We start from the raw sequence: 24,426 nt of genomic DNA, 5'->3' as shown, positions 1-24,426 counted from the left end.
GGGCTTAGCCGCCTGCCAGCACTCGTTGAGCCAGCGTCTGCATCTCCGGCGGCAGCGGGTACATGTGCTTGTACTGGATGATCTGCTTGGCGGTGAGCTTGAGGCGGTTCTCGAAGCTGAGCACCGGCAAGGTGCCGAGCAGCGGCGTATTGAACGGCTTGACGTCGGCCTTCTGAAATTCCAGCGCCATGCTCATGCGCGGCTTTTCCGCGAACGGGCTCGATTGCGCGCCCCAGTGCAGCACGGCTTGATTCCAGGTGAAGTAATCCCCCGGCTTGCCCGGCAGCGCGCGGATCGACGGGAAATCGACCTGCCAGTTCTTTTCCTGCTCGGTGCCGTAGACCGGATCGCGGTTGGCCGGAAGCATGTACATGCAGCCGTTCAAGGGCGACGCCTCGGTCAGCGGAATCCACATAGTCAACGAGATCGGCGCGCCATCCGGCGCCAAGGCCATTCTGCCCTTGTCGCGGTGCGGTCGCCAGCCGGCCTGACCCGCCTTGGGGTCCACGCGCCAAGCCCAAAAGTCCGGCAGCACCTGATAGTCGGCGCCCAGGAACATCGCGATCATCTGGTGCTGGCGATGGAAAGCCGCCCAGGCTTCGTCGAACAGGAAGATGAAGACCGGCGGAATGCCCAGTTCCACGCAGCGGCTGATCGCGCGCGACAGGCGGCCGGCCAGATCCACCAACTCCGGGTCCTGCTCCTGGAAATAACCTTCGAGCTGCATCTTTTGGCCGGCGACCACCGCGGGCTCGTTGCGCAGGGGGTTGATGGCGAACTGCCCCGTCAGACGCTCCATGATCGTCAGCTCGGGAAAGGTTTCGCGCCAGAACCCTTCGCGCGTCAAATCGCGCGCAAAGCTCGGGGTGGCCTCTTCGGTCGTCAAGGTGAAGGTGTCGGTCATGGCTCGCAAACCCTGCTGCAACGACATGCTAGGCGACAGCCAAAGGCGGCGCCAGCCTGTGTGAAGATCAGTTCTTCGGCGCGGTCGTCTGCGGCGCTTCGATCTGGCTAGGGTCGTCCAGGCTGAGGATGGAAGGCAAGGGCGCAAGCTTGCCGGCTTCGACTGGCGCGGCCGAGATCGGTGCGTCCGCCGGCCTGATCGGTGTGGTGTCGCCGGCCACCGGTGTGGACAGGTCGGGGCGACTGACCAGATCGAGCACGCGCGTGACGATTTCGGTCGGCAGGGCGCCCTTCCACTTCACCTTGTTGAAGTTGCGCGTTGGATCGTAGGCCACGGTGGTCGCCGACAGGGTCTCAGGACGCAGCACGCCCATGTTGGCCAAAAGCTGCACCCGCCCGACATATTCGTTGAAGCGACCGCGCAGGAAGCCGATCTGGGCCCCGAGCAACTCCTGCTGGGCGTTGAGGATTTCGATCGTGCTGCGCAGGGCGAAGCGCTCTTCCTCGCGAACGCCATAAAGCGCAACGGCGCTGGCGCGCATCTCTTCCTCGATGCTCACCAAGCTGTCGCGGGCCAGGGTCAGCTGGTCCCAGCTCTGCGAGACGCCAAACACCGCGTTGCGGCGCGCATCATCGAGCAGTTGCTGGTCGCGGACGTTCTCCTGCACCGACTGCCGGATCACCGATGATATCTGCCCGCTGGAATAGAGCGGCTGGCTGAGAGTGATCGACGCTGTATAGTTCTCGACGTTGCCGAGGCGGTCGTTGTACTGCGCCACCGGCCCATAGGCCCAGTCCAGACGACCGGTCACTTGAGGCATCCGGCCCGCCTTGGCCTCGGCCATGCGGGCGCGCGAGGCGGCTTCGGTATAGACCGATTGCAGGATCAGCGGACTGTTGACCTCGGCGAGATCAAAGGCGCTGTCCAGCGTGTCGGGCAGACCCTGCAGGTCCGGTTCCGGTTCGAGTGTTCCCGGCGCCTGACCCACGATAGCCGCATACTGAGCGCGGGAGGTGGAAAGCTGGGCCTTGGCGTTGGCGACCTGGGTGCGCGCCGAAGCTAGGCGGGCCTTGGACTGTTCAACGTCGGTCAGGGTCACCTGACGAACGCTGTACTTGTCCTCGCTGTCTTGAAGCATCTTGGCGAGAGCGGCGGCTGACTCTTCACTGACGCGCAGGATCGCTTCGTCACGGCGCACGCCCACATAGGCGGCGACCACCCGGGTCAACAGGTCGAGTTCAGCCCGGCGCAGGCTTTCGCGACCCGCCTTGATCTGGGCTTCCGTCGCGTTGAGGCGCGCCGTCAGACGGCCGCCCGTATAGAGGGTCTGAGCGATGACCAGTTGGCGGCTGTCGGTGTAGTCCTTGGCCTTCACCTCGCCGCCGGGGCGGCCGAGGATGTCAGTCGTGTCACGCTCATTGTAGTTGTAGGTGCTGCCGATCTGGCCGCTGGCCTGCACGCCAAAGCCCGCTCGCGCCTGCACATAGCTTTCGTCCAGGGCCCGCACAGCGGCGCGCTGAGCCTGGATGTTCGGATTGGTCTGGTAGGCCAGGGCGACGGCGTCAGCCAGGGTGTCGGCCGCGGCGAGGCCGGGGACGAGGGCGCCTCCCAGCAGGAGCGCCAGCGCCGAGGCGCTCAGGGCAAGCTTCTTCACCATCACCGTCTTCGTCTCTCTACACGAACCCCCAAGTCTGCAGACCGGGGGTCAACCAGATCATCGTGACCTAATCAAGGACCGTCACGCCAGCAGTCGCCGGATCGTCTCGTCCCAGGTCACACCTTTTTCGTCCCATAGCGTCTTGGCTGCCTCACCCAGGCCGCGCGCTCGGGAAGGCTCGGAAAGCCTGGCCATGCCCTCGGCGACGGCCTCCGCCGTCGGCGCGACGACGGCGCCTGTCCGTTCACTGACGATCTCGAGCAGGCCGCCACTGTCGCTGACGGTCAGCATGGCCTTGGCGCAGGCGAAGGCCTCCATGGTCACATAGCCCACCGAGTCCTCATCGAACGGCAAGTAGGCACAGGCTAGCGCCCCCGCCGCCCAGCGGGCGATGTCCTCACGGGGATGGAAGCCGAACTTGAGCTCCACGCGATCCTTCAGGTCTAGGCGTTCGACCAGGGCCGTCAGTTCGACGGCATAGGCGTCGCTCTCCGGCGGCCCCGCGATCACCAAGCGAAAATCGCCCTTGGCCTTCGCCATGGCCTCGATCAGCAGGTGCTGACGCTTGCCCGGCGCCACCCGCCCGCCGGCGAAGATGTAGTTCCCGTACTCCCCCGGAACGAACAGTTCCTCGTCGTTCAGCGGCGGATAAAGCACCTCGCTGGAGAACCCGTTGAACTTCTTCAGACGGCCTTGCGTGGTCGGCGAGTTGACGAAAATGCGGCGGCAGTCGGCGAAGCACTGATCGTCAGCAGCCTGGATGGCGTTGCGGATGGCACGCCCGTCCGGGTCGTCCCCCAGATGGCTCTGCCCGGCGATGTCGAGGTCATAGGCCTGTCGGAACTGGTGCAGCAGCCACAGAACCTTGTCCTGGTGCGGGATCAGATAGGCCGGGAACTTCAGGCCGATGACGCGGTCGACGTTGTAGAGCTGGAACGCTTGGTTCAGCACGATCTCGTCGATCAGACGCTCACGGGGCGCCCACGCGAAGGGCACGCGCAAGAGCTCAGCCTGCACGCCGTCCGTGGCGTTCAGCTTGCGGACCAGGTGGTCCGCCAGTTCCTCGGCCCCGCCTCGGATGAACGGCGCGGCGTTGTTGACGACCAGAACCTTCATGCGGTGAGGCGCTCCACCACGGTGTTCCAGTCGATCTTCAGGTCGGCCAGGCGCGCCAGCGAGGCGTCGCCCATCTTGGCGGCCAGCTTGCGGTCGAGGAACAGGCGATCCATGACCTGGGCCAGTGCGGCCGGATCGGGTTCAGAGACAAAGCCGTTGCGGCCGTCCTCCACCAGTTCCAGCACGCCGCCGCTGTCAGTGGTCGTCAGCACCGCTTTGCGGGCGTGGGCGCCCTCCAGAGAAGGGTAGCCGTAGGAGTCCTCGTCCTTGGGCAGGTAGGCGACGGCCAAAGCCGGCGCGATGACTTCCGCCTTCTCCTCCTCGGTGATCCAGCGATCGTCGAAGGTCACCCGATCGGCCACGCCTAGACTGTCGATCATCTGACCGATCTCGGCGCCATAGGCGGGATTCGACGCGGTGCCGCAAAGGCGCAATTTCACGCCGCTCTTCACATGCTGCATCGCCTCGATCAGCAGGGACTGGCGCTTGTGCGGCTCCACCCGGCAGACGACGACGATCTCGTCGCCATAGCCGTCATGACGGAAGCGCTCGGGCTGGTAGATTGGCGGGTAGAGCGGATCGGCCTTGATGCCGTTGAAATGCATCAGGCGATCAGCGACCACCTGGCTGTTGGTGAAGACCGCCCGCGCCTCCTTGATGGTGCGGGTGTCCAGATCGATCAGCGCCTTGCGCACGGCCGTGGTCTTGGCGTCGACGGGCACGCCGTAGGGCGTATCCCACAGATCGTAATAGGCGCGGATATGATGGATGAACCACAACACCTTGTTGGGGTGGTCGATCACATGGGCCGGTGGGCGAAAGCAGATCACCCGGTCGCAGGTCTCGGTCAGGTCCAGCAGCCGCCAGGCGGCGGTCTGGTGAAGCAACTCATCCGGATGGTCGATGAACGGCAGATAGAACCGCTCCACCTGATGCCCATGGGCGCGCAGCTTCTCTTCCAGCCATTCGACAATGAAGCGGGCGCCGCCGTTGATGAACGGTACGAAGGAGGAGACGAGCGCGATCTTCACGGCGTCAGGCCAGGACCTGATCGAGGGCGGCGGCGATGCGATCGATGTCGGCCTCGGTCAGCAGGCCGTGCGTGGGCAGGTTGATCCCCCGCCCTGCGCACAAATCCGCGTTAGGCAGCTCGCGCGTCTTCAGATGCTCATACGGCGGCAGGACGTGCATGGGGTGGAAGACGGGACGCGTCTCGATGCCCAGGGCGTCCATATCCAGCATCACCTGATCACGAGACTTGGAGACGCCCTCGCCCAACTGGATCGTGTACATCCAGTAGACGTGCTCGGCGTAGTCCTCGACGACCGGCAGGATCACCCGATTTCCCAAGCGCTCGAGCGCCTTGTCGTAGAGGGCGGCTACCCGGCGGCGACCCTCCAGGTGATGCTCCACGCGCTCCAGCTGCGCCAGGCCGATCGCGGCCTGGATGTTGGTCATCCGATAGTTGAAGCCGATCACCGGGAACCAGTAGCGACGCTTGGGATCCATGCCCTGCGAACGATACAGGCGCATGGTCTCGGCCAGGGTGTCGTCATTGGTCGTGACCATCCCCCCTTCGCCCGTGGTGATGATCTTGTTGCCGAAGAAGCTGAACACGCCGACGTCGCCCAGGCCGCCGGTCATGCGGCCCTTGTACTTGGCGCCCACGGCCTCGGCGGCGTCCTCGATGACGAACAGGCCGTGTTTTTTTGCGATGGCGTTGATCGGGTCCATGTCGGCCGGGTGGCCATACAGATGGACCGGCATGATCCCACGCGTATTGGGGGTGATCAGCGCCTCGATGTCCGAGGGCTCGATGTTGAAGGCGCGGGTCTCGTTCTCGGCCAGGACCGGCGTCGCCCCGCAATAGCTGACCGCATTGGCCGAGGCGATGTAGGTCAGGCTGGGGACGATCACCTCGTCCCCCGGCTTCAGGTTCAGGGCCACCAGAGCCAGATGGAGGGCGGTGGTGCCATTGTTGCAGGCGATGGCGTGCTTGACGCCGCAGTAATCGGCGAAGCTCTTTTCGAACTCGGTGATGAACCGGCCGCCGGACGAGATCCACGTCGTGTCCAGGCACTCGTTGACATACTCGCGCTCGCGACCGTCCAGGACGGGGGCGGCGACGGAAATGCGGGGAAGGGTTTCAGCCATTCTTCTTCTCACACCCGGCCGGTGACGCGGGCCGGAACGCCCATGGCGAGCGCGCCCGCCGGAATTTCCCTGATCACACAGGCGCCGGCGCCGATGACCGCGTCGTCGCCGATCTTCATGCCCGGGATCACGCTGCAGCCGGCGCCCAGAAAGGCGCGCTGGCCAACGGTTACGTCGCCGGCAAGGGCGCAGCCGGGAGCCACATGAGCCGCCTCGCAGATCAGCCCGTCGTGATCGACCACGGCGCCGCTGTTGATGATCGCGAGGTCATGAACGTCGGTCTCGGCGTTGATCACCGCCCCGGCCATGATCGCGATCCCTACGCCGAGCCGAGCCGAGGACGAGACCGTGGCGGCGGGGCTGATGGCGTTGACCAAGGTGAAGCCAGCCTTCTGCGCCTTTCGGCCCAAGCGCAGACGAAGGCCATTGTCGCCGATGGCGATGAAGGCGCAGGTCACGCCTTGGGCCTTCAAGCTTTCCAGCATGGAATCGTCGCCGATAACCTGCGCGCCCACGACAGCCCGCGGCGCAGGGTCGGCGTCCAGAACGCCGAAGACCTCATGACCGCTGGCGCGCAGGAGTTCGATCACGACCTTGGCGTGACCTCCCGCACCCAGCACGATCACCGGCCCGGCGGACATGGTCAGCCACCGTGCCGCTTGAGGTCGGCCTCGACCATCTCGGTCATCATCTGCTCAAGGGTGGTCGTCGGCTCCCAGCCGAACACCCGCTTGGCCTTGGCGGGATCACCCAGCAGGATGTCGACCTCGGCGGGGCGGAAGAACTTCTCGCTGACCACCACATGATCTTCGTAGTTCAAGCCCGCGGCCTTGAAGGCCATGTCGCACATGTCACGCACGGTGATCGTGCGGCCGGTGGCGATAACATAGTCGTCGGGCTGATCCTGCTGCAGCATCCGCCACATGGCGTCCACATAGTCGCGGGCGTGACCCCAGTCGCGCTTGGCGTCCAGGTTGCCCAGTTCGACCTTGGTCGCCTTGCCCAGCTTGATCTGCGCCACGGCGTCGGTGACCTTGCGGGTGACGAATTCCAGGCCGCGCAAAGGGCTCTCGTGATTGAACAGGATGCCGCAAGACGCGTGCATGCCGTAGCTCTCGCGATAGTTCACCGTCAGCCAGTGCCCATACATCTTCGCCACGGCGTAGGGGCTGCGCGGATAGAACGGAGTGGTCTCGCTCTGGATCGGCTCCTGCACCCGGCCGTACATCTCTGACGACGAGGCTTGATAGAAGCGCGCCTTGGGCGCCTCCATGCGGACCGCTTCTAGGATGTTGGTCACGCCCAGGCCCGTCACGGAACCGGTCAGATGCGGCTGATCCCAGGACGCGCCTACGAAGCTTTGGGCAGCGAGATTGTAAATCTCGTCCGGCTGCACGTCGCGCAACACGCGCAGCAGCGAAGACAGATCGAGGAGATCGCCCAGCACCAGCTTGACGTCATCAAGCACACCGATCCAGCGCAGACGCTCCAGCATGGCCTCGGGCGAGGCCGAGCGGCGCACCATGCCGTAGACCTCATAGCCCTTGTTCAGGAGCAGCTGGGCCAGATAGGCCCCGTCCTGACCGGTCACGCCGGTGATCAACGCTTTCTTCGACATGCGCGGGTGCGCCCTTCTCGTTTGTCTTTCCGCGCGAAACTCCAATCGGCCCCGCCCGCGGCTTCGGCGGGGCCGTCGAGGTATCCTTGACGGACTATTCCTCGCGCATGGTCTTGCGCAGCGTGTTGCTCAGCGGCTCGAACAGGTACTGCAGCATGGTCCGCTCTCCGGTCGGCACGATCACCTCGGCCGGCATCCCGGCTGAAAGCTTGTCGGCCACCTCCTTGGGGAGGTTCGACTGATCGACGCGGACAATGGCCAGGAAGTACGCCGTCTTGCCGTCCTCGGAGGTGATCCGGTCGCGCGAGATCGACATGATGGTGCCCTCGAGCACCGGAATCTTGCGCGAATGGAATGACGACAGCCGCACCTCGGCGCGCATGCCGTTATGAATGTTGTCCACGTCTGTCGGCGCGAATTGGGCGTGTATCAGCAGCGCCTCGTCTTGCGGAGCCACGTCGACCATGGCCTCGCCGGGACGGATCACGGCGCCGACAGTGAAAACGCGCAGGTTTTGGACCACGCCGTTAGCCGGCGACACCAGATTGATGCGCTTGACCTGATCGGCGGCCACGACCTCACGCTCGCGGATGTCGGCGATCTTCACTCGAACCTCGGCGATTTCCTGGCTGACCTGCTCGTAGAACTGCTGCTGCAGCTGGCGGATCTTGAGGCCGACTTCATTGACACCCTGCTGGGCCTTGGAACGGTCGGCCTGAAGGCGGCCGATCGACCCGTTGAGGGACGCGCGCTCGCGCTCTAGCGCCAGCAGACGCGGGCGGGGCACCAGGCCCTTTTCATAGATGGCCCGCAGCCCCGTCAGTTCATCATCCACATAGGCGACCTGCTCGCGCAGACCCGTCGACTGGCGATCGATACCTTCGATCTCGCTCTGGAACTGCGACTTCTGAGCGTTGAGCACGTCGACCTGTCCGCGGATCGTGGCGCGCCGCTCGAAGAACTGCTTTTGCTCGTCGGCGACGGCACGGGCCACGGTCGGGTCGCCGGCGGCGGTGCTCAGCTCGGCCGGCCAGACGATCGACGGTTGGTTGTCACGCTCGGCGGACAGGCGTGCTTCCTGAGCCAGCAAGGCCAGAAGCTGATTGCGAGCGATCTCGAAACTGGCGTTGGCCTGGGTAGGATCGAGCTCGAACAGCAGCTGCCCCCTGGTCACCTCCTGGCCTTCGCGCACGTGGATGGCGCGGACAATGCCGCCTTCCAGATGCTGCACCGTCTTGCGGCTCGTCTCGTTGGACAACGAGCCCATAGCGATCACCGCCGAGTCCAGCGGTGCGAAGGCGGCCCAAAGGCCGAGCACGCCGAAGGTTGCGATGATGATCCCATAGCCGATCCGCGTGACGCCCTTGGACTTGTCCTTGGGGTCAAAGATTTCCGACAGCTTGGGAAGTTTCAGAAGCGGGTTCATGTGTCAGTCGCCAATTGTCTGGATCACGCCTTAGCACCGGCAGGCGGAGGGGGCGGCGTCGGCTGCCCAAGGAGCTTGCCGAGCATCGCGTCGCGAGCGCCGTGATCCGCGATCACGCCGCCATTGACCACCATGATGGCGTCAGCGACGGCAAGGAGGTTGGGCTTATGGGTGGCGAAGACAACAGTCTTGCCCGCCTGCTTGAGCTTGGTGATGGCCACGATGAGGGCTTGCTCGCCCGCGGCGTCCAGGCTGGCGTTCGGCTCATCGAGCACGACCAGGGATGGCAGGCGGTAGACGGCACGCGCCAGGGCGATGCGCTGGCGTTGGCCGCCAGAGAGTGTCGCGCCGACCTCGCCGATAGGCGTGTCATAGCCATTGGGCAGGGTCTGAACCATCTCGTGGACGCCGGCCAGGCTGGCCGCCTCGATCACGTCATTGGCGTCATATTCGGCGAAACGGGCGATGTTCTCCGCCACCGTGCCGCTGAACAGCTCGATGTCCTGGGGAAGGTAGCCGACATAGCGGCCCAGCTGCTGCGGATCCCATTGCTTGAGGTCAAAGCCGTCCAGACGGATGGCCCCGGCCACGGTCGGCCACACGCCGACAAGACCGCGCATCAAGGTCGACTTGCCAGCGGCGCTTGGCCCCACGACGCCCAGAACCGTACCGGGCTCCAAGATGAAGCTGGCGCCCCGCAGAGTGGGAGTCGAGCCGCCAGGCGGCATAATGGAGGCGTTTTCCAGAGAAAGCCGCCCAACCGGAGCTGGAAGCGGCATGCGCTCCTCATCCTCGGGATTGTCGCGCAAGGTTACCTGCAATCGATCCCAGCTGCCCCGGGCCCCGACAAAAGTCTTCCACTGGCCGACGGCCTGCTCGATGGGGGCCAGGGCTCGGCCGACGATGATCGAGGCGGCGATCATCGAACCGGGGGAGATCGTGCCTCGAATAGCCAGATAGGCGCCCCCGCCCAGGATCAGCGTCTGGACGACCTGACGGAAGAACTTGATGCCCGACATCAGGGCGCCGCCGCGGTCGCTGGCCGAGGCCTGCCATGTGACCTGCTCGTCGCGCTTGAGCTTCCAACGCGCCTGCAGACCGCCCCACATCCCCATGGCCTTCATGACCTCGGAGTTGCGCAGGGTGGCGCCCACGTCGTTCTGGGCGGAGATCGCGGCCTGGTTGGCCTTCTTGATGGGGTCGTTGGTGACCCGGTCGTTGGCGATGGCGAGACCAAAGATGATCAGGCCAGAGATGATCGCAAGCACGCCGAAGAAGGGGTGCAATACGAACGCGACGATAATGAATACGGGAATCCAGGGGGCATCGCAGAAGGCGATAAGACCAGCGCCGGTCAGGAAGTCACGCACCTGATCCATGTCGCGGAACGACTGGGGACCCATGCCCTTACGCTTCAGCGTCGAGTTAAGGACCGCGCCGAAAACCGGGTCCCGCACTGTGCTGTCGAACTTCAGCCCGCCGCGAACCAACACTTGGGTGCGCAGCGCCTCAAGCAGCCCGTAGATCACGAACAGGAAGACGACGATCAGCGTCAGGACCAGCAACGTCATCTCGTTGCGGCTGGTCAGGACCCGGTCATAGACCTGCAGCATGTAAAGCGGGCTGACCAGGGCCAGCACGTTGATGAAGAAGCTGAACACCACGGCGGTGACGATCGCCGGCTTGGCGGCGTCCACGGCGCGGTTGAGAGCGGTTGGCTTTTCGATGGTTTTGGGAGCAGCCATTCAAGGGCCCTAAAGGAGCGGCGCGGAGGCGCGCTTCTGGATCGTTTCGATCAAGGCGCGGCCTTGACCAGGAAATAGCGGCGAAATGTAAGCAAGGCGCCGCGCGCGGGCTAGACCACGCCCGGACGTCGTTCGCAAGAGCGGGCGCGGCGATGCGCTAGTTGACGCTGGCGGCATATTGATCCCAGACCTCCAGAACCGGCCCCCGGGCGCGCACCTTGCCGGCATGCATCCAGATGGCCTCGTCACAGAAATCGGCCAGCAGGTTCGGCATGTGACTGGCGACCAGAGTGACCCCGGAATTGGCGCAAACCGTGCGCACGCGATCCACGGCCTTGTTGATGAAGTGCGCGTCGCCCGTGGCGATGACCTCGTCGATCAGCATGATGTCGCTGTGCTGGGCCGTAGCGATGGCGAAAGCCAGACGGGCCATCATGCCCGTGGAATAAGTGCGCACCGGCATGTGCAGGAACGGACCAAGCTCGGTGAACTCGGCGGCCTCGGCCACGGCGTCCTTGAGGTCAGACCCGCGCAGGCCATGGAAGCGCCCGATCAGCTGCATGTTGTCCAGGCCCGACTTGTCCGGCTCCAGCCCCGCGCCCAGGTTGAGCACGCAACCGACCGTGCCGGTGATGTCCAACTTGCCTTTGGCGGGGGTGATGATCCCCGCACAGGTCTTGAGTAGGGTGCTCTTGCCCGACCCATTGCGGCCGATGAGGCCGATGCGCGACCCGCGCGGGAGGTCCAGGGTCAGATCGTCGATGGCCACGACGTGATCGACGCCGACTCCCCGGCCATAGCGGCCGAAGCTCAAGGCATGAGCGGCGTTGGCGAATGCAGACTGCTGGCGGTTCGAGACGACGACCGGATAGGCGACTGTTACGCCCTCAAGGCTGATGCTGGCCATGGGTCAGATCCAGTAGCTGATGGTCGAACGGGTGCGGCCGAAGACCATCACGCCCGCGATCAGGCTGACCACGGCGATGGCGACAGCGGCGATCCAGTTGTGCGGCTCGATCGTTCCACCGGCCAGCGGCGTGCGCACCACCTCGAGCAGGTGGTAGAACGGGTTGATCTGCAGCAGCCACTGGGCCTTCTGCTCGGGCGTCGGTGTCCAGAACACCGGCGAGAGCACGAACATCAGGTTCATGCCGGCCGTGAGCGCTGGCGACAGGTCGCGATAGCGCGCGCTCAACGGGGCCAGCAAGAGGGTGATCCCCAGACCGAACAGCATGACGATCAACAGGCCCGGAATCGCCAGCAACATGGTTGGCTCGAGCGCTGGGCGAACGATCAAAAACACCACCACGTAGACCAGCAGCATGTGCAGGAATAACACGAAGGAGGCGACGATCGAGCGCACGATGTAGATCGGCATCGGCAGCGGATAGCTCTCGATGAAGCCCTTCGCCCGCAGCAAGGCGGTGGACCCATCGAGCATCAGCGATGACAGCAGGCTCCAGACCGGCATGCTGGCGGAAAGATAGAGCAGGTAGCGCCACTGATCGCCGCCCCCCGCGAAAAGGCTTCGATGCAGCAGGTAGAGACCGGCTACAAAGGCCGCCTGCGCCAGCACGACCCAAAGCGGCCCCAGCGCTGTGCGCCGATAGCGCGACAGAACGTCGTCCAGCGCGATCGCCCACCACACGTCCCAGGCGCCAAGGGCGCGGTACAGCTCCTTAAGGTTATTCATGGAGTCAGGCGGTGTCCGGTCGGCGCGGCCGAGCGCGTCTGGCGAGTGTCAGTATAGTAGTTACGCAACTTCGCCAAGGCTCGAAGGCTGGGTTTGTCACATCTGCGACATTTAGCCGGTCGTCTTAAAGGGCGCCGCGCGAACGTCCAAGCCCCACGATCGCAAACTTACCCGCCGTGGTGGTAGTCGTAGACCGCGTGCGCATGGCCGACGACGCTAATAGAGCTGCCGTCGTCGAAATTGAAGGTCAGGCTGGTGACGTCCGACCAGTCGGCCGACGTGCGCATCAGCGAGGCGTCGTAGAGCACGACGGCGTTGCCGGTGACCACGATCTCGACCTTCGAGGTGTGGGCGACGAAGAAGTCGAAAATCTGCTTGGCCACCGCCTGCTGGTCGATCGCAGGAGTCGGCGCGGTCGGCGTGGGCGGGGACGGAGTTTCCGCCACAGGGCTCTCGGGGGCGACCGGCGCCTCCGTCGATGGCGGGGGCGCATCGCCCTGGCTCGGCGCTTGCGGCTGGATCGTGATCGCGCCGTTCACAACGTCGCCCTGGGCGATGATTTTGGCCAGGATGTCGGGCAGGCGGCCCTCATGCACCGTGACGCCGGCCAGTTCGCCCTGCGCCAAGTTCTGCACCACACGGATGGCCGAAACTTCCGGCACGTCGGCGGCGCGCAGATCGATCTCCAGCTGCCAGCGCTCGATCACCGGCGCGTGGACGGAGGCGTTGGGCGTCGCGCCCTGAACGCCGGCGGGCGTGGACGCGAAGGCCGCACCGCTCTGCAGGAGCGAGGCAGACGCAGCGGCCGGACCAGTCGCAGCGGGCAGATCGCTGAGCACGGCCGTCAGGGCCAGCAGGCTCTTGAGGGTCGGGTCAGCCGGATTGAAGTTCAGGTCCAGCCTGGACGCCTCGGGCGCCAGGCCGGTCAGCGGCGCGGCGGGCGCGGCCTCGCGCTCCAGGGCCGGAGCAAAGCTCGCCAGCGCGGCGCGCGTTTGCCCAGTCGCGGCCAGAGCGCCATCGCGTTGCAGGATCAGCATGGCGCTGGTCAGGATCGCCATAGCCTGGGCGCCGTCGATCTTGATGGTGCCTTCGCCCGGAGACAGCACCACCTGAGTCGGCTGTGAGGTCGAGGTCAGCAGGGCGCGGCGGGCGTCGGTCTTTTGCGAGCCGTCGTCGGCCTTGGCCTCGCCCGTCTTGAAGAAGGCGGTGCCGACAATGGCGATCAGCAGAGCCGCCGGGTGCAGGAAGACGTTGTTGTTGGCCGCCTTGCGGGTCTGGACCAGCGGGTGGCGGTCCAGGAGATTGCGCACCAGAGCCTGGAAGTTCAGGCCCTCCGCGACACCGTCATAGGCGGGCGAGGAGACGATGTAGTGGCCGTCGATACGAGCGAAGTGGATGACCACCTCGCCGTCGTCGGCGCGACAGAACACGAACCAGGGTTCGCCTTCGTCGGAAATGCCGCGGTCGGTTTCAATCCGCAGGCCGGCCTGGATCAGGGCGCTCTCGACCCGATAGAACTCGGCGATCTCAGCCTGAGACCAGTCCTCCGGCAGGGCCGCAGGTCGACGGAACAGATTGATGACCTGAGCGACCATGTGCGGCGACGATCCTTGTCCTTAAGCGGACTGCTCGGCTTCAAAAAGGATCCCATAGGTTATGGGATCGTAAAAGCGAAGCAACTCTTGCACGAAATCGCGCGAGTCCACGTTCAGGGCAACGGCCCAATCGCGATAGCGATCCGGCGGGATGCGGCCGCGGCCGGTCTCCAGCTGCGAGATGAAGGTGTAATAGTCGGCGCCCACCAGGGCAGCCAACTGGCGCTGCGACAGGCCGGCGGCCTCGCGCTGAGCCTTGAGCCAACGCCCGCCCTCCTTGCGGAGATCCTGGACGTCGCTGGTATTTAAACGCTGCGGATTGCCGTACATGGCCGGAACCTCGCCCCCATGCCGGCCAAGGCCGACAGACAGATTGCTGAATTGTTCCGTTTCTTAACGCATAAAGCGGCATGGTACAAGCGCCGCTTAATATGAGTTTGCTGTACACCCCCTGGGAAGCATTAGCGATAGGGCGGCGATGGCTATAGAATCCCCAACGCTTTCCAAATTGTCATCTTCCCATCGAAGCCTTCGGCGTATTGCGCCGCAAGATGTTCGACCGCCGCCGCCCCCTGCAATGCCTGTCCATCAACCTGCGGCGCTCGGCCAGCGATGCGTAGACGATCGCTCACATGCGCCGCCGCTTCAGCAACGCTTCGTGCTTTTCCCTCTAGAGCGGCGGCGAGAAGGCCCAGGTCCGCGCCATTGGCAGGCAGCGCCTGGCGGGCCGCAGGGGCAAGGATGATGCCGTAGTTCGAGCCCTGGAAATAGCTTTCGGCGATCACTTTGTTCAACGCCCTTGCCGGCTTCGGATCGACCTTGGCCGCATACATGACCGCCTGACGTGAATGAAGCAGCATCGTAATGGCCTGCAGCGCGTTCGGCCCGTTCTTGTCCGGTAACGCAGCCACCAGCTCCGGCAGAGTGGCCGGCCCTTGCATCAGACGGTCAACGATAGGCTCGTAGACCGCCGGGGCCCCATTTGCCTCACCCATGGGTCCCGCGAAGGTCAACTTTACCGCCTCGCGCGGGACTGTCAGCACGAAGCGGAATCCGCCGAGGATCGCCGCCTGCTCCGGCCCGCTCATCGTGTTGACCCCCCTTGCATAGAGGTCACGACGGAACATCTTGTTACAGGCGAAATCTTTGGCCAGCTCCTGCCAGATCACGTCTTCGGCGGCATGCTGCTGCAGGAATGCGGGTGTCCCCGGCGGTAGAGAGGCGCCAGGAACATTCTCGATCAGTGTCGCTGACGCCATGAAGTCCAGTCGCGCGCCGCTCATTTCACGAGCGATCTCGTCGACATAGAACGCCCGCCAATTAGCATTGAGAAACTCGTGCGCGAAATAGGCGGCCGGCTGCTTGCGCATCTGATCAAGGCGCAAGCTAACCGTCGGATTGACCTTGAAGTAAGCGCCGCCGAGCTCGGCGAAGGCGTCGCTGAACTCCAGGATCCGCGGAACGTGCAGATCCGACCGGCCAGGATGACGCAGGTAGTGCTGGCGCGCCAGATGGCGATAAGGCGCGATCTGCGTCCAACCCGGCAGGCAGTTGTAGGAGGCATACACCACACCGCCAGGCTTCAACGTTCGATCTATGAAGCGGATGATCTCCGCCCGGTTTTCGTCGGAGACCCACGATAGAATTCCGTGGAGAGCGATCACATCGAACCGCGGCAGCTCGTCGGCATGCTCGATGGCCTGCGCGAAGCTCCAGTCACGGAAGTGGGCGTTCGCCAGCTTGGCGGCGTCGGCCATGCGCTGTGCATTGGCGATCTGCGCCGGGTTGAAGTCAAAGCCCCAGAACCGGGCCTCCGGATGCATGGCGGCTAACCCGTTCAAGGTCACGCCCTGTCCGCTGCCAAGCTCGCAGTAAGCAAAGGCGCCGGACATGTCCGGCGCTCGGAAGCCATTGGCGGCGGCGGCGAATGCAATGTGCGACGGCGCAAGTTCGGCGTGGAAGAACGACGTGTATTGGACGTCCGTCGTGTAGCCTTCGTTCCAGGTGCTCATGCACCCTAACTAGCGTGGATCACAAAAAAAGAAAGCCGGCCCGAAGGCCGGCTTTCCCATCTTTGTAAAAGCTTTGAAGCTTAGACGATGATGTCGTTGGTAGCGGCAGCGCCGACCGTCAGGCCGGTGACGCCCACCAGCTGGATGAGGCCGTCGCCGGTGGCGACTGCGTTCAGGCCAGCGGTGTCTTGGTAGATGTAGGTGCTGCCCGAGAACTCGAACACCACGAAGTCACCAGCGACCACCGTCGCGGCGGCAGCATCGGCCAGGAAGTCTTCCAGGGTCGAGTTACCGATGAACGAAGCGGTCAGAGCAGCCGACGTGATGTGGTTGCCGAGAGCCACGACATTCAGGGTGTCGTCAGCGGTGAAGCCGTTGACCTTGGCCCAAGTCGTCGCCACGCCCGAACCGTTGACCGTCAGGTTGGCCATGGTCGCATCGTTGATCGTGACCAGATCAACGCCGCCGCCCAGGGTGAACGTCGAGTTCTTAGCAACGTCGAGGTTCAGGTTCAGGACGTCATTGCCAGCCGTCAGGGTGACGGTGTCGGTCGAACCCGAATCAGCGCCAGCGGCGGTGACGTAGGTCAGAGCGGCGGCCGAAGCAGCGCTCAGATCAACGGTCTTGCTGCCGGTGCCGCCGAGGACCACGCCAGCGTTCAGGTTGACTTCCTTGCCGCCGGTGACGACCAGCGACTTGGACGACAGGGTCAGAGCAGCGGTCGAGCTGCTGTTGCCCGACAGAGCCAGGGTCACGGTGTCCGACACGTCGGTGACGGTGATGCCGCCGAAGGTGCCGCCGGCGTTGACAGTGGCGGTCTTGCTGCCAGCGTCAAAGTCGAAGGTGGTGAGAGCGGCCGACTTAGTGCCGAGCTGGAATTGGCCTTCAGCGATGTCGTTGATGACCAGAGCAGCGGTGGCACCGGTCGTGTCCACGTGCCAAACGGCCGTGGCGCCCGAGATGGCGTCAGCGTCAATGGTGTTGGCGCCTGCGGCGGTCGAGATGTTGATGGTCTCGAAGCCAGCGATGGTGGTGCCGGTGGCCGCCGTCGTGGTGATGGCCGCGCCAGCAACCATGTTCAGGGTGTCCAGACCAGCGCCGCCTTCCAGCGTGATGGTCTTGGTGCCGCCTTCGGTGACCGTGGTGGTCAGGGTGTCAGCGCCGGCGCCCAGGTTGATGACCGTGGCGGTAGCCGCACCGGTGACCAGCACGTTCACGCTGTCGTTGCCGCCAGCGGTGTCGATGGTGGCGCCGCCAGCGTTGACCGCCGCGCCCGAAACGACGTCGTTCTTGTCGGTCGAGCGGAAGGCGGTGTCGGCTTGCGTCAGGCTGACGTTAGTAGCCGCGACGTAGTTGATGGTCACGCCACCGGGGACGCCCGGATCGCCAGCGCCGCCCGAACCCGTGCCGTACGAGGTGGTCAGGTCGACATTGAAGTTGGCGGTGCCGTCAACAGCGTCGGTGTAGAAGTTGTTCAGCGCCGACACATACACGCCAACGTTAGCCTTGGTGGCTTCGGCCATGATGTAGCCGATCACAGCGGCCTTGGTGGCCAGATCGCGGTCGGCAGCCGGAGCGCCGGCAGCGGCGAGCGACGTGAAGTAAGCCTGACGACCGATGATGTTGTCGATCGAGGCTTGCACGTTGATGCCGGCTTGTTGAGCTTGGGCAGTGCCGATGATCTTCTCGTAGGCGACGCGAACGGTGTCAGCGAAGGACAGCGAACCGTAGGTCGTCGAGAACGCGGTGCGGCCTTCGCCGTTCACGCCCAGGTTGATCGAGAAGTTGATGTAGCGGTTCTCGAGGTTGAACGTTTGATAGTAAGCGTCGTTCAGGTCCGAGGTGTTGGTCGTGCTGTTGACCAGGAAGTCGAAACCAGCAGCCGTCGGCGTCTTGCCGGTGAAGAACTGGTACGACAGAGCGGCGACCGACGTCGTCGACTGCGCTTGGCTGATGACGTAGGCGTAAGCTTGGGCGTCGGTGATGTTGCCGGTGGTGGAGCGGGCGGCCAGATCGGTCAGGATGATGGTCTGGGCGGCGTTCGGCTGGGTGCGCGTGATGGTCGCGTAAGCCGTGGTCAGTTGGGCGAGGGTCGCCATTTGGGTATGTCCTCCAGGGGAGATTGCAATCGCCGGAGCGGCATCAACCACGCCAGGCTAAAGGTGCTATAGAGGAAGCAATTTCCTCTGTACAGCGTTTTTCATACATGGCCGCTTTCACCCCGAGAAAGCTCGGTTTTCAGCGAGTCATGGACGGCGACATAAGCGATGTGCCCAGCGCTTGGTTCCGGCCGTTTTTCTATATTTTTCACAAGCTTGGCGCTGCCTCATCGAACGGCGTTAGCCTCTCGTTAAACTTAATGAAGATCGCGGGTGTTGCATCAAGCGCACACTTTTGCGGCGAGCAGGGACGTGTCGTATAGGCCGCGCGAGATTCTGCGGCCTTTACCGCGTGGACGGGCGGGTTTAGGCGCGTGCATCCTGCTCTATAGACTCTGCGACGGAGACCGCCTTGAGGCCCGCCCGACTCGATCTCTCGATCCGCAACGCCATGGAGCGCCATGAGGCCCCGCCCGCCGTTGGCCCTCGCCGCGAGGGGCCGCAGCACGCCGAACCGGAAACGCCCGCAGGCGGTCGCAACCCTCTGCGCCGCCTGATCGGAAAGGCGTTTGGTCCCGTCGCCCACTACGCCCGCCGCTATCTGAACGCCTCGGTCGAGCATCACCTGCGGCACGTGGACGGCCGCATCAGCGAGCTGTCGGAACAGATGGAGCGGCTGGAGCGATCCATGCAGGCCTCCATGCTGACTGTTCATCGCGGCCTCGATTCGGCCCAGGCGACCCGCCAGACCGCCCTTGTTCAGCACATGGACGCCCGCATCGAAGGGCTGGCCGGCCTGTTCGGCCCCCGATTCGACGAGATCGAGCTGAAGACCCGGCCGCTGATCGACTATGACGTCGACACCATCGCCGTGCGCCTGGGCGACGGCTACGTCATGGCGCCCCGCGACCAGCCGCTGTTCACCCTCATGCTGGCCGACGCCACCACCGGCGGGCTGGAGCCCGGCACCCGGCGGGCTTTGAAGAAGCTGATCGCGCCCGGCATGAACGTCGCCGACGTCGGCGCCAATGTGGGCCTGCTGACCCTGGTCTGCGCCCGGGCGACCGGCCACACCGGCAAGGTCTGGGCGTTCGAGCCTGAGCTGGGTCCCCGCACCCTCGCCTCCAAGATGGCGGCGGCCAACGGCCTGGCCTGGGTGGATCTGCGCGACACCGCCGTGGGCCGCGAGGCCGGGACCCTGACCTTCAATGTCAGCCCGATCATTGGCCACTCCTCCCTCTACGCCCTGCCCGGCGACGAGCAAAAGGCGGCCAAGAAGGTGAAGGTCAAGGTCGTCACCCTCGATCAGGCCATCGGCCCGAAGACCCGGCTCGATGTCGTGAAGATCGACGTGGAGGGCGCCGAGCTCGACGTGCTGGCCGGCATGGACGGCCTGCTGAAGGCCAACAAGGATCTGGCGATCATCGCCGAATATGGGCCGAGCCATCTGGAGCGGGTCGGCATCACACCCGCCGCCTGGTTCAAGGCCTTCACCTCCAAGGGCTACGCCGCCTACGCCATCGCCGAGCCCACCGGCGCGGTCTATCCCTGCGATCCCAAGGGATTGAAGGACGTGGAGTCGGTGAACATCGCCTTCGTCAAACCGGGCGGGGCCGCCGCCAAGCGGTTGGGCGCGGCGTGAAGCTCGCCATCGTCACCCCCTTCGTGCAGCGCTCGGCCATCGGCCGGGTGAACGCCGCCGTCGCCGACCAGCTGGCCGCCCGCGGCCACGAGGTGCAGATCATCCGCAGCGAAAGCATCGATGATCCCGACGCGCCTTTGCATCCCACGACCCTGCCCTGCCGGCACTGGAGCAAGGTGGACCTGCCCGTTCTGGCGCGGCAGGTGGATCTGGCCATCGTCAATGTGGGCGACAACTACCTGTTCCATGGTGGGATATTCCCGGTGCTGGAGCACCTGCCGTCGCTGGGCGTGTTCCACGACTTCTACATCTACAACCTGTTCTCGGGCTGGCTGTACGATCAGAAGCTGGACTGGAAGGTACACGACGGAGAGATCGAGGCCGTGTATGGCCCTGAGGCCCTGGACACCGCACGCGCCGCGCGCTCTGGGGAACTGGACATGGGCCAAATCGCCCAGGTGATCCCGATGACCGAATGGGTCGCCCGGCGATGCATGGGGGCCCTGTCCCATGCCGACTTCTATCGCCCCCGGCTGGAAGCCGTCTGTCCCGGCCCGGTCGGGATGATCCCCCTGTGCGGCCCCGCTCGTCCCGGCGGCCCGGCGCCCGCCCGCAAGTGCAGGGAGCTGGTGGTCGTCACCCTGGGCGTGATGAATGCCAACAAGTGCGCCGCCGAGGTGATCCAGGCGATCGCCGCCTCCGAGACCTTGAAGGCCGCCGTCCGCTATCGCCTGGTGGGCGCGATCCTTGAGTCAGAGCGCGAGCGGCTGACCGCGCTGGCTGCAGAACTCGGCTTTACCGGCCTGTCGATCGAAGGCGCGGTGGATGACGACGCCTTCGAGTCGGCCATGGCCGACGCCGACATCATCACCTGCCTGCGCCGTCCGGTGCTGGAAGGCGCCTCGGGCTCGGTGATCGACGGCATGCTGTCGGGCCGCCCGACCATCGTCTGCGACGCCGGCTTCTACGGCGAACTGCCCGATGATCTGGTCTGCAAGATTGAGCCGCAGGTCGATCCCGCGCAACTGACCGCCGCGCTCGAACGCCTCGCCGCCGATCCGGCGGGCCGACGCAAGATGGGCGAAGAGGCGCGAGCCTACGCGCTCGACGCTCTGGGACCAGAGCGTTACGCCGAAGGCCTGGAGGCCGCGGCTCAAGCCACCATCGACGCCCTGCCGCTGCTCGCCGTGGGCGGACGCATGGGCTGGCGGCTTTCTCAACTGGGCCTGGATAGGGATCACCCGAGCATCAGCGATCTTTCGAGCAAGCTGGCCCTACTGTTCGCGGCGGCGCGCTAGAGCCGCTGCAGACAAGAAAAACGGCCCGGAAAGGTCTCCGGGCCGTTCTTCAATTCAGTCGTAGATGAGATCAGATAAGGTCCCAGCTTGCCGCCGGCGAGCCGGCGCTGCTTACGACGCCGTCAAGGACATAGTCCTTCAGGTCCGCATAGTAGTTGCCAAGATGGAACGTGCTTCCCACGCTGAGGACATAGCCCACCATCGCGGCTTTGGCCCCAAGCGAGTCGCCACCCAATGCTTCGAAATAACTGCGCTGGGATTCGATGTAGCTAAGTGACTTCGCAAAATCGACGCCTGCCCCGATGGCGTTCGCGAACCCAATGATATCACCGTAGGCTTTCTCGACCGCCTGCGAGAACGTCATCGTCCCGTACTTGGCCTCAAAAGCTGCACGGCCTTCACCCAGCTTGCCCAGGTTGACCGAGAAATTGATGTACCGATTCTCCAGGGTGAAGACGCCGTAGTACGCGTCCGTCAGGTCCGATGTATTGGTCGGCGAATCGATCAGATAGGTCATGCCCGCCGGCGTCGGTGCTGAGCCGGTGAAGAACTTGTAGGCGTCGTGGGCCACGCCAGTCGTCGGCAGCGTGGCGTCCACGAGGCGGACTTCCAGTTGCTCCAGCGTAATCGTACCGGCCGAATAGGCGCTAAAGGCGTCGCTGACGTTCTTATAGACCGTCGCCGCCGTTCCCGTCCCAGCGGTAACCTTGCTCGAATCTGGGATGATGCTCGCAGCTTCAAGGACCGCCTTGGTCGCTTCGGCGGGCGCTAGCTTGACCACATCGGCGATGCTGGTCGGTTTGGGGCCTGGGGTTCCCGGCGTAGGCGTAGTCGGCGTCCCAGGACCCGAAGGCACCACGCCGATATCGATAGAAATCGGGCGGGTGACCGCAGCGCTGACGTTGCCGGCCTTGTCGGTAGCGGTGACGCTCAGAGTTTCTGCGCCCGAGCCCATCGCCCGCAGATCGTCATCCGTGACCTCGTAGCTCCAGTTGCCCGCGGTGAGCGTCGGGGTTCGAACAACACCGCCAAAACTCAATTGTACGGTGGTTTCAGCCTCTGCCGTACCGGTGATCTTGAGCCCAGTTGTCTCGCCTGCGCTGATGACGTCGTTTGTCGCCACCGCGCCGATGGTCAGCGTGGTCGGTGCTGTGTTGTCAATTACGAAGGTTTGACCGGTGAAGCCCCCGCCGATCGGAGCACTCGTAGAGTCGACAATCGCAGTACCGGCACCGTTGAGGTTCAGACCCAAGGCGCCATCGCCTGACACACCGGTGACAGTCACCGTGTAGGTTGAGCCGCTGCCCGAAATTGAGCTGAGCGTTCCCGTGGCCGAACCGGTCGTAGCGAGCGTGAAATCCGTTAGATCAACGCCAGTGACGCTCTCTGAGAAGGTGACGGTGAACTGCTGGGTGGCGGCCTTCGTGATCTCCGGGCCGATCCGCTCGATTGAAGACACTGCAGGCGGAGCCGCATCGACTAGAACGCTACCAAGGCCAGGGAAGCTAATACCGCTACCCACGGCATGGTTGCCCTGCCCATCTCTGATCGATCCGCCATTCAAGGTGATGCCGCTGGCGACCGAGATGCCATTGGTGTCTATGTTTCCAGCGAGCACCGTGTAGCGGAACGTGACCGTGTCCGTCCCGGTGCCGGAAAGGTAGGTCGCCTGAACTACGCTCGTGCCGATGGTCACGGCAAGGAAGGGCGTCCCCGTGACATTCACCACTTCGTTAAACTTCACTGTGAAGTCGAGATGCTCGCCTGCGACGTAGGTTTTTGCCGTAGGGCTTGTCGTCGAGGCAACCGTAGGATCGGTAGCGTCCACGAGGACCGCAGTCGTGACGCCGACAGCGTTGAGCGTCAGGAAGGCGTTATTGCCAAGACCATCCTTGATCGTCCCCCCGTTTAAGCTGAGGGCACCGACTTCAATCCCGTTCGCATCAACCGCTCCTGAAGTCACCGTATACCGGAAGAGCGCCGTATTGCCGGCGCTGCTGACATAGTTCGCATAGACCGTGGACGTGCCGACGGTCAGCGCGATGCGTGGCGTGCCGGTCACCGTGAAAGCTTGGTCGAACGTCACAGTGAAGTCGAGATTCTCACCGGTATGATAGGTGGCGTTCGCCGGGACGGCGACCGACGTTACCGCGGGGCCCGTGTTGTCCAGGGCGTAGACTTGTCCGACCAGACCGCCTGCATCGATCGCCACGTTCGATAGATCGGTGATCGTTTTGGCGGCTTTCAGGTTGAGCCCGAGGTTGCCAGTTCCCGTAACGCCGATGACAGATACCTGCCAAGTGGTGCCGCCATCGCTGCTGCTGACGCCGGAAATAATGCCTGCCGCAGTGGCCGTGGCCGCAAGTTCAAAATCCGCCGCGTCAACACCCTGGACCGGGGCGTTGAAGGTGACAGTGAAAAGCAGCGCGTCGTCGGACGTTGGCGTCGCGCTTGCGCGGGTGATTGAAACTATCGCAGCCATTAAAGCCCCCAGGGTATGCCGTGCGCCACTAACCGCGCCGCTCGCGCGTGATTCACGACACACTACCTATGGATTTACTTAACAGGCTAGGCTTCGGCGTGCGTTTTTATGCGTCACATCGCCTTTTGTTGCTCATCGGCAATCCCTTGCTCGATTTACAAATCCGCCAATAAAACGGCGTGCTTCATCGACGCGCCACGGACTTCCATGGCGCCCCGCAAGAACAGTATGAAGGGGCCAAAGCAGCACCGGCTTCGGCCCCTTCACCAAACCTTCGATCGGATTAGGCCGCCATCAAGGTAGCAAAGTCGTTCAGGGTCAGGGTCTGGCCGACGATCACGACGTGGCCGAGTTGCACCGTCTGAAGGTTGATCGGCAGGATGTGGAACTCGCCTTCGCCCACCGTCACCGGGAACGGACCGTCGCCGGGCATCGGGAAGGGCAGGATGTGCATCTCACCATCTTCGACGACGCCATCGCCAGGCATCGGGAACGGGAGAATGTGGAACTCGCCGTCATTGACCGGCCCGCCGATCACCTCGCCGTCGCCCGGCATTGGGAAGGGCAAGATGTGGAACTCGCCGTCGATGATCGGCATGGGCGACTGGAAATTGTCGTCGGCCGGAATGAAGCCGGCGCCGCCGACATAGAGATAGCCGTCTTCGCGGCCGTCGCCGTCGTAGTCGATCGACAGACGGGTCGAGCCGTCGATCATCCTACCCTCGCCCAGAATCGAAGCCTTGGCGCCCAGCTGGGTCAGATCCAGGACATCGTCGCCAGCCACATAGTCGGTGATCGCGCCCAGGCGCTCGGACCCGCCGCTCGCGCCGGCCGAGGTCAGGACGAACACGTCCTTGCCGCCATTGCCCACGGCGATGGTTCCAGTCTCGACGATGATGCGATCATCGCCTTCGGTCCCGACGGTGGCGCGGAGACGGCCTTCACCGCCCGGCGTGGATGTCGACATGCAAAACTCCTCACATGG

19 protein-coding genes are annotated in these 24,426 nt (G+C 64.2%); 2 read left to right on the top strand and 17 right to left on the bottom strand.

The window, feature by feature from the left end:
• Positions 1 to 4 precede the first annotated feature (4 nt).
• The 15 genes from O5K31_RS01585 to O5K31_RS01515 all read right to left on the bottom strand — a co-directional run bounded on the left by O5K31_RS01585 (position 5) and on the right by O5K31_RS01515 (position 18,019).
• Positions 5 to 904, bottom strand: a complete 900-nt coding sequence (locus O5K31_RS01585; RefSeq protein ID WP_269715384.1) for a phytanoyl-CoA dioxygenase family protein — start codon at positions 902 to 904, stop codon at positions 5 to 7.
• Positions 905 to 971: 67 nt separating this feature from the next.
• Positions 972 to 2,561: a TolC family outer membrane protein gene (locus O5K31_RS01580; RefSeq protein WP_269715383.1), complete on the bottom strand. Its 1,590-nt coding sequence runs from the start codon at positions 2,559 to 2,561 to the stop codon at positions 972 to 974.
• Positions 2,562 to 2,642: 81 nt separating this feature from the next.
• Complete coding sequence (locus O5K31_RS01575; protein WP_269715382.1) at positions 2,643 to 3,677, bottom strand: glycosyltransferase family 4 protein; 1,035 nt, start codon at positions 3,675 to 3,677, stop codon at positions 2,643 to 2,645.
• The gene (locus O5K31_RS01570) at positions 3,674 to 4,708 is read right to left on the bottom strand and encodes a glycosyltransferase family 4 protein (protein WP_269715381.1); all 1,035 of its coding nucleotides are present in this window, start codon (positions 4,706 to 4,708) and stop codon (positions 3,674 to 3,676) included. Before O5K31_RS01570 ends, O5K31_RS01575 begins: the two co-directional genes overlap by 4 nt.
• 4 nt (positions 4,709 to 4,712) lie before the next feature.
• On the bottom strand, positions 4,713 to 5,831 hold the full coding sequence (locus O5K31_RS01565) for a DegT/DnrJ/EryC1/StrS family aminotransferase (RefSeq protein ID WP_269715380.1): 1,119 nt from the start codon (positions 5,829 to 5,831) through the stop codon (positions 4,713 to 4,715).
• 8 nt (positions 5,832 to 5,839) lie between these two features.
• Entirely contained in the window at positions 5,840 to 6,472 is a 633-nt protein-coding gene (locus O5K31_RS01560) for an acetyltransferase (RefSeq protein ID WP_269715379.1), read from the bottom strand.
• Positions 6,473 to 6,474: 2 nt separating this feature from the next.
• The gene (gene gmd / locus O5K31_RS01555) at positions 6,475 to 7,449 is read right to left on the bottom strand and encodes a GDP-mannose 4,6-dehydratase (RefSeq protein ID WP_269715378.1); all 975 of its coding nucleotides are present in this window, start codon (positions 7,447 to 7,449) and stop codon (positions 6,475 to 6,477) included.
• A 94-nt stretch (positions 7,450 to 7,543) separates the two neighbouring features.
• Complete coding sequence (locus O5K31_RS01550; protein WP_269715377.1) at positions 7,544 to 8,875, bottom strand: HlyD family type I secretion periplasmic adaptor subunit; 1,332 nt, start codon at positions 8,873 to 8,875, stop codon at positions 7,544 to 7,546.
• 23 nt (positions 8,876 to 8,898) lie between these two features.
• Positions 8,899 to 10,620, bottom strand: coding sequence for a type I secretion system permease/ATPase (locus O5K31_RS01545; protein WP_269715376.1), 1,722 nt, complete (start codon positions 10,618 to 10,620; stop codon positions 8,899 to 8,901).
• Between the two features lie 157 nt (positions 10,621 to 10,777).
• Complete coding sequence (locus tag O5K31_RS01540; RefSeq protein WP_269715375.1) at positions 10,778 to 11,527, bottom strand: ABC transporter ATP-binding protein; 750 nt, start codon at positions 11,525 to 11,527, stop codon at positions 10,778 to 10,780.
• Positions 11,528 to 11,530: 3 nt separating this feature from the next.
• Positions 11,531 to 12,313 carry an ABC transporter permease gene (locus O5K31_RS01535; RefSeq protein WP_269715374.1) on the bottom strand — a complete coding sequence of 261 codons (783 nt, stop codon included), beginning with the start codon at positions 12,311 to 12,313 and terminating at the stop codon, positions 11,531 to 11,533.
• A gap of 167 nt (positions 12,314 to 12,480) precedes the next feature.
• Positions 12,481 to 13,908 (bottom strand): hypothetical protein, encoded by a 1,428-nt coding sequence (locus O5K31_RS01530; protein ID WP_269715373.1) that lies wholly within the window; start codon positions 13,906 to 13,908, stop codon positions 12,481 to 12,483.
• A gap of 21 nt (positions 13,909 to 13,929) precedes the next feature.
• The gene (locus O5K31_RS01525) at positions 13,930 to 14,238 is read right to left on the bottom strand and encodes a helix-turn-helix domain-containing protein (RefSeq protein ID WP_269715372.1); all 309 of its coding nucleotides are present in this window, start codon (positions 14,236 to 14,238) and stop codon (positions 13,930 to 13,932) included.
• Between the two features lie 152 nt (positions 14,239 to 14,390).
• A complete protein-coding gene (locus tag O5K31_RS01520; protein ID WP_269715371.1) occupies positions 14,391 to 15,920 on the bottom strand; it encodes a class I SAM-dependent methyltransferase in 1,530 nt (509 codons plus the stop codon).
• Between the two features lie 80 nt (positions 15,921 to 16,000).
• Positions 16,001 to 18,019 (bottom strand): hypothetical protein, encoded by a 2,019-nt coding sequence (locus O5K31_RS01515; protein ID WP_269715370.1) that lies wholly within the window; start codon positions 18,017 to 18,019, stop codon positions 16,001 to 16,003.
• A 412-nt stretch (positions 18,020 to 18,431) separates the two neighbouring features.
• On the opposite strand from O5K31_RS01515, the gene O5K31_RS01510 reads away from it, so the two are divergent.
• Both O5K31_RS01510 and O5K31_RS01505 read left to right on the top strand, forming a co-directional pair.
• Positions 18,432 to 19,661, top strand: a complete 1,230-nt coding sequence (locus O5K31_RS01510; RefSeq protein WP_269715369.1) for an FkbM family methyltransferase — start codon at positions 18,432 to 18,434, stop codon at positions 19,659 to 19,661.
• A complete protein-coding gene (locus tag O5K31_RS01505) occupies positions 19,658 to 20,959 on the top strand; it encodes a glycosyltransferase family 4 protein (protein ID WP_269715368.1) in 1,302 nt (433 codons plus the stop codon). The genes O5K31_RS01510 and O5K31_RS01505 overlap by 4 nt, the downstream gene beginning before the upstream one ends.
• A 70-nt stretch (positions 20,960 to 21,029) precedes the next feature.
• Here the strand turns inward: O5K31_RS01505 and O5K31_RS01500 are convergent, their stop codons facing one another.
• Both O5K31_RS01500 and O5K31_RS01495 read right to left on the bottom strand, forming a co-directional pair.
• On the bottom strand, positions 21,030 to 23,441 hold the full coding sequence (locus O5K31_RS01500) for a hypothetical protein (protein WP_269715367.1): 2,412 nt from the start codon (positions 23,439 to 23,441) through the stop codon (positions 21,030 to 21,032).
• A 283-nt stretch (positions 23,442 to 23,724) separates the two neighbouring features.
• Positions 23,725 to 24,408 carry a M10 family metallopeptidase C-terminal domain-containing protein gene (locus tag O5K31_RS01495; RefSeq protein WP_269715366.1) on the bottom strand — a complete coding sequence of 228 codons (684 nt, stop codon included), beginning with the start codon at positions 24,406 to 24,408 and terminating at the stop codon, positions 23,725 to 23,727.
• Between the last annotated feature and the right edge of the window lie 18 nt (positions 24,409 to 24,426).

Origin of the sequence: Caulobacter sp. NIBR2454 (genome assembly GCF_027474405.1) — a bacterium.
Classification (GTDB): domain Bacteria; phylum Pseudomonadota; class Alphaproteobacteria; order Caulobacterales; family Caulobacteraceae; genus Caulobacter.
Note: the sequence above shows the minus strand (reverse complement) of the source record. Positions and strands in the feature narration are given on the sequence as shown.

Coding starts and splice junctions, on each gene's coding strand:
- O5K31_RS01585 (WP_269715384.1), bottom strand. CDS start 904: ATGACCGACACCTTCACCTTGACGACCGAAGAGGCCACCCCGAGCTTT.
- O5K31_RS01580 (WP_269715383.1), bottom strand. CDS start 2,561: ATGGTGAAGAAGCTTGCCCTGAGCGCCTCGGCGCTGGCGCTCCTGCTG.
- O5K31_RS01575 (WP_269715382.1), bottom strand. CDS start 3,677: ATGAAGGTTCTGGTCGTCAACAACGCCGCGCCGTTCATCCGAGGCGGG.
- O5K31_RS01565 (WP_269715380.1), bottom strand. CDS start 5,831: ATGGCTGAAACCCTTCCCCGCATTTCCGTCGCCGCCCCCGTCCTGGAC.
- O5K31_RS01560 (WP_269715379.1), bottom strand. CDS start 6,472: ATGTCCGCCGGGCCGGTGATCGTGCTGGGTGCGGGAGGTCACGCCAAG.
- gmd (WP_269715378.1), bottom strand. CDS start 7,449: ATGTCGAAGAAAGCGTTGATCACCGGCGTGACCGGTCAGGACGGGGCC.
- O5K31_RS01550 (WP_269715377.1), bottom strand. CDS start 8,875: ATGAACCCGCTTCTGAAACTTCCCAAGCTGTCGGAAATCTTTGACCCC.
- O5K31_RS01545 (WP_269715376.1), bottom strand. CDS start 10,620: ATGGCTGCTCCCAAAACCATCGAAAAGCCAACCGCTCTCAACCGCGCC.
- O5K31_RS01540 (WP_269715375.1), bottom strand. CDS start 11,527: ATGGCCAGCATCAGCCTTGAGGGCGTAACAGTCGCCTATCCGGTCGTC.
- O5K31_RS01535 (WP_269715374.1), bottom strand. CDS start 12,313: ATGAATAACCTTAAGGAGCTGTACCGCGCCCTTGGCGCCTGGGACGTG.
- O5K31_RS01530 (WP_269715373.1), bottom strand. CDS start 13,908: ATGGTCGCTCAGGTCATCAATCTGTTCCGTCGACCTGCGGCCCTGCCG.
- O5K31_RS01525 (WP_269715372.1), bottom strand. CDS start 14,238: ATGTACGGCAATCCGCAGCGTTTAAATACCAGCGACGTCCAGGATCTC.
- O5K31_RS01520 (WP_269715371.1), bottom strand. CDS start 15,920: ATGAGCACCTGGAACGAAGGCTACACGACGGACGTCCAATACACGTCG.
- O5K31_RS01515 (WP_269715370.1), bottom strand. CDS start 18,019: ATGGCGACCCTCGCCCAACTGACCACGGCTTACGCGACCATCACGCGC.
- O5K31_RS01500 (WP_269715367.1), bottom strand. CDS start 23,441: ATGGCTGCGATAGTTTCAATCACCCGCGCAAGCGCGACGCCAACGTCC.
- O5K31_RS01495 (WP_269715366.1), bottom strand. CDS start 24,408: ATGTCGACATCCACGCCGGGCGGTGAAGGCCGTCTCCGCGCCACCGTC.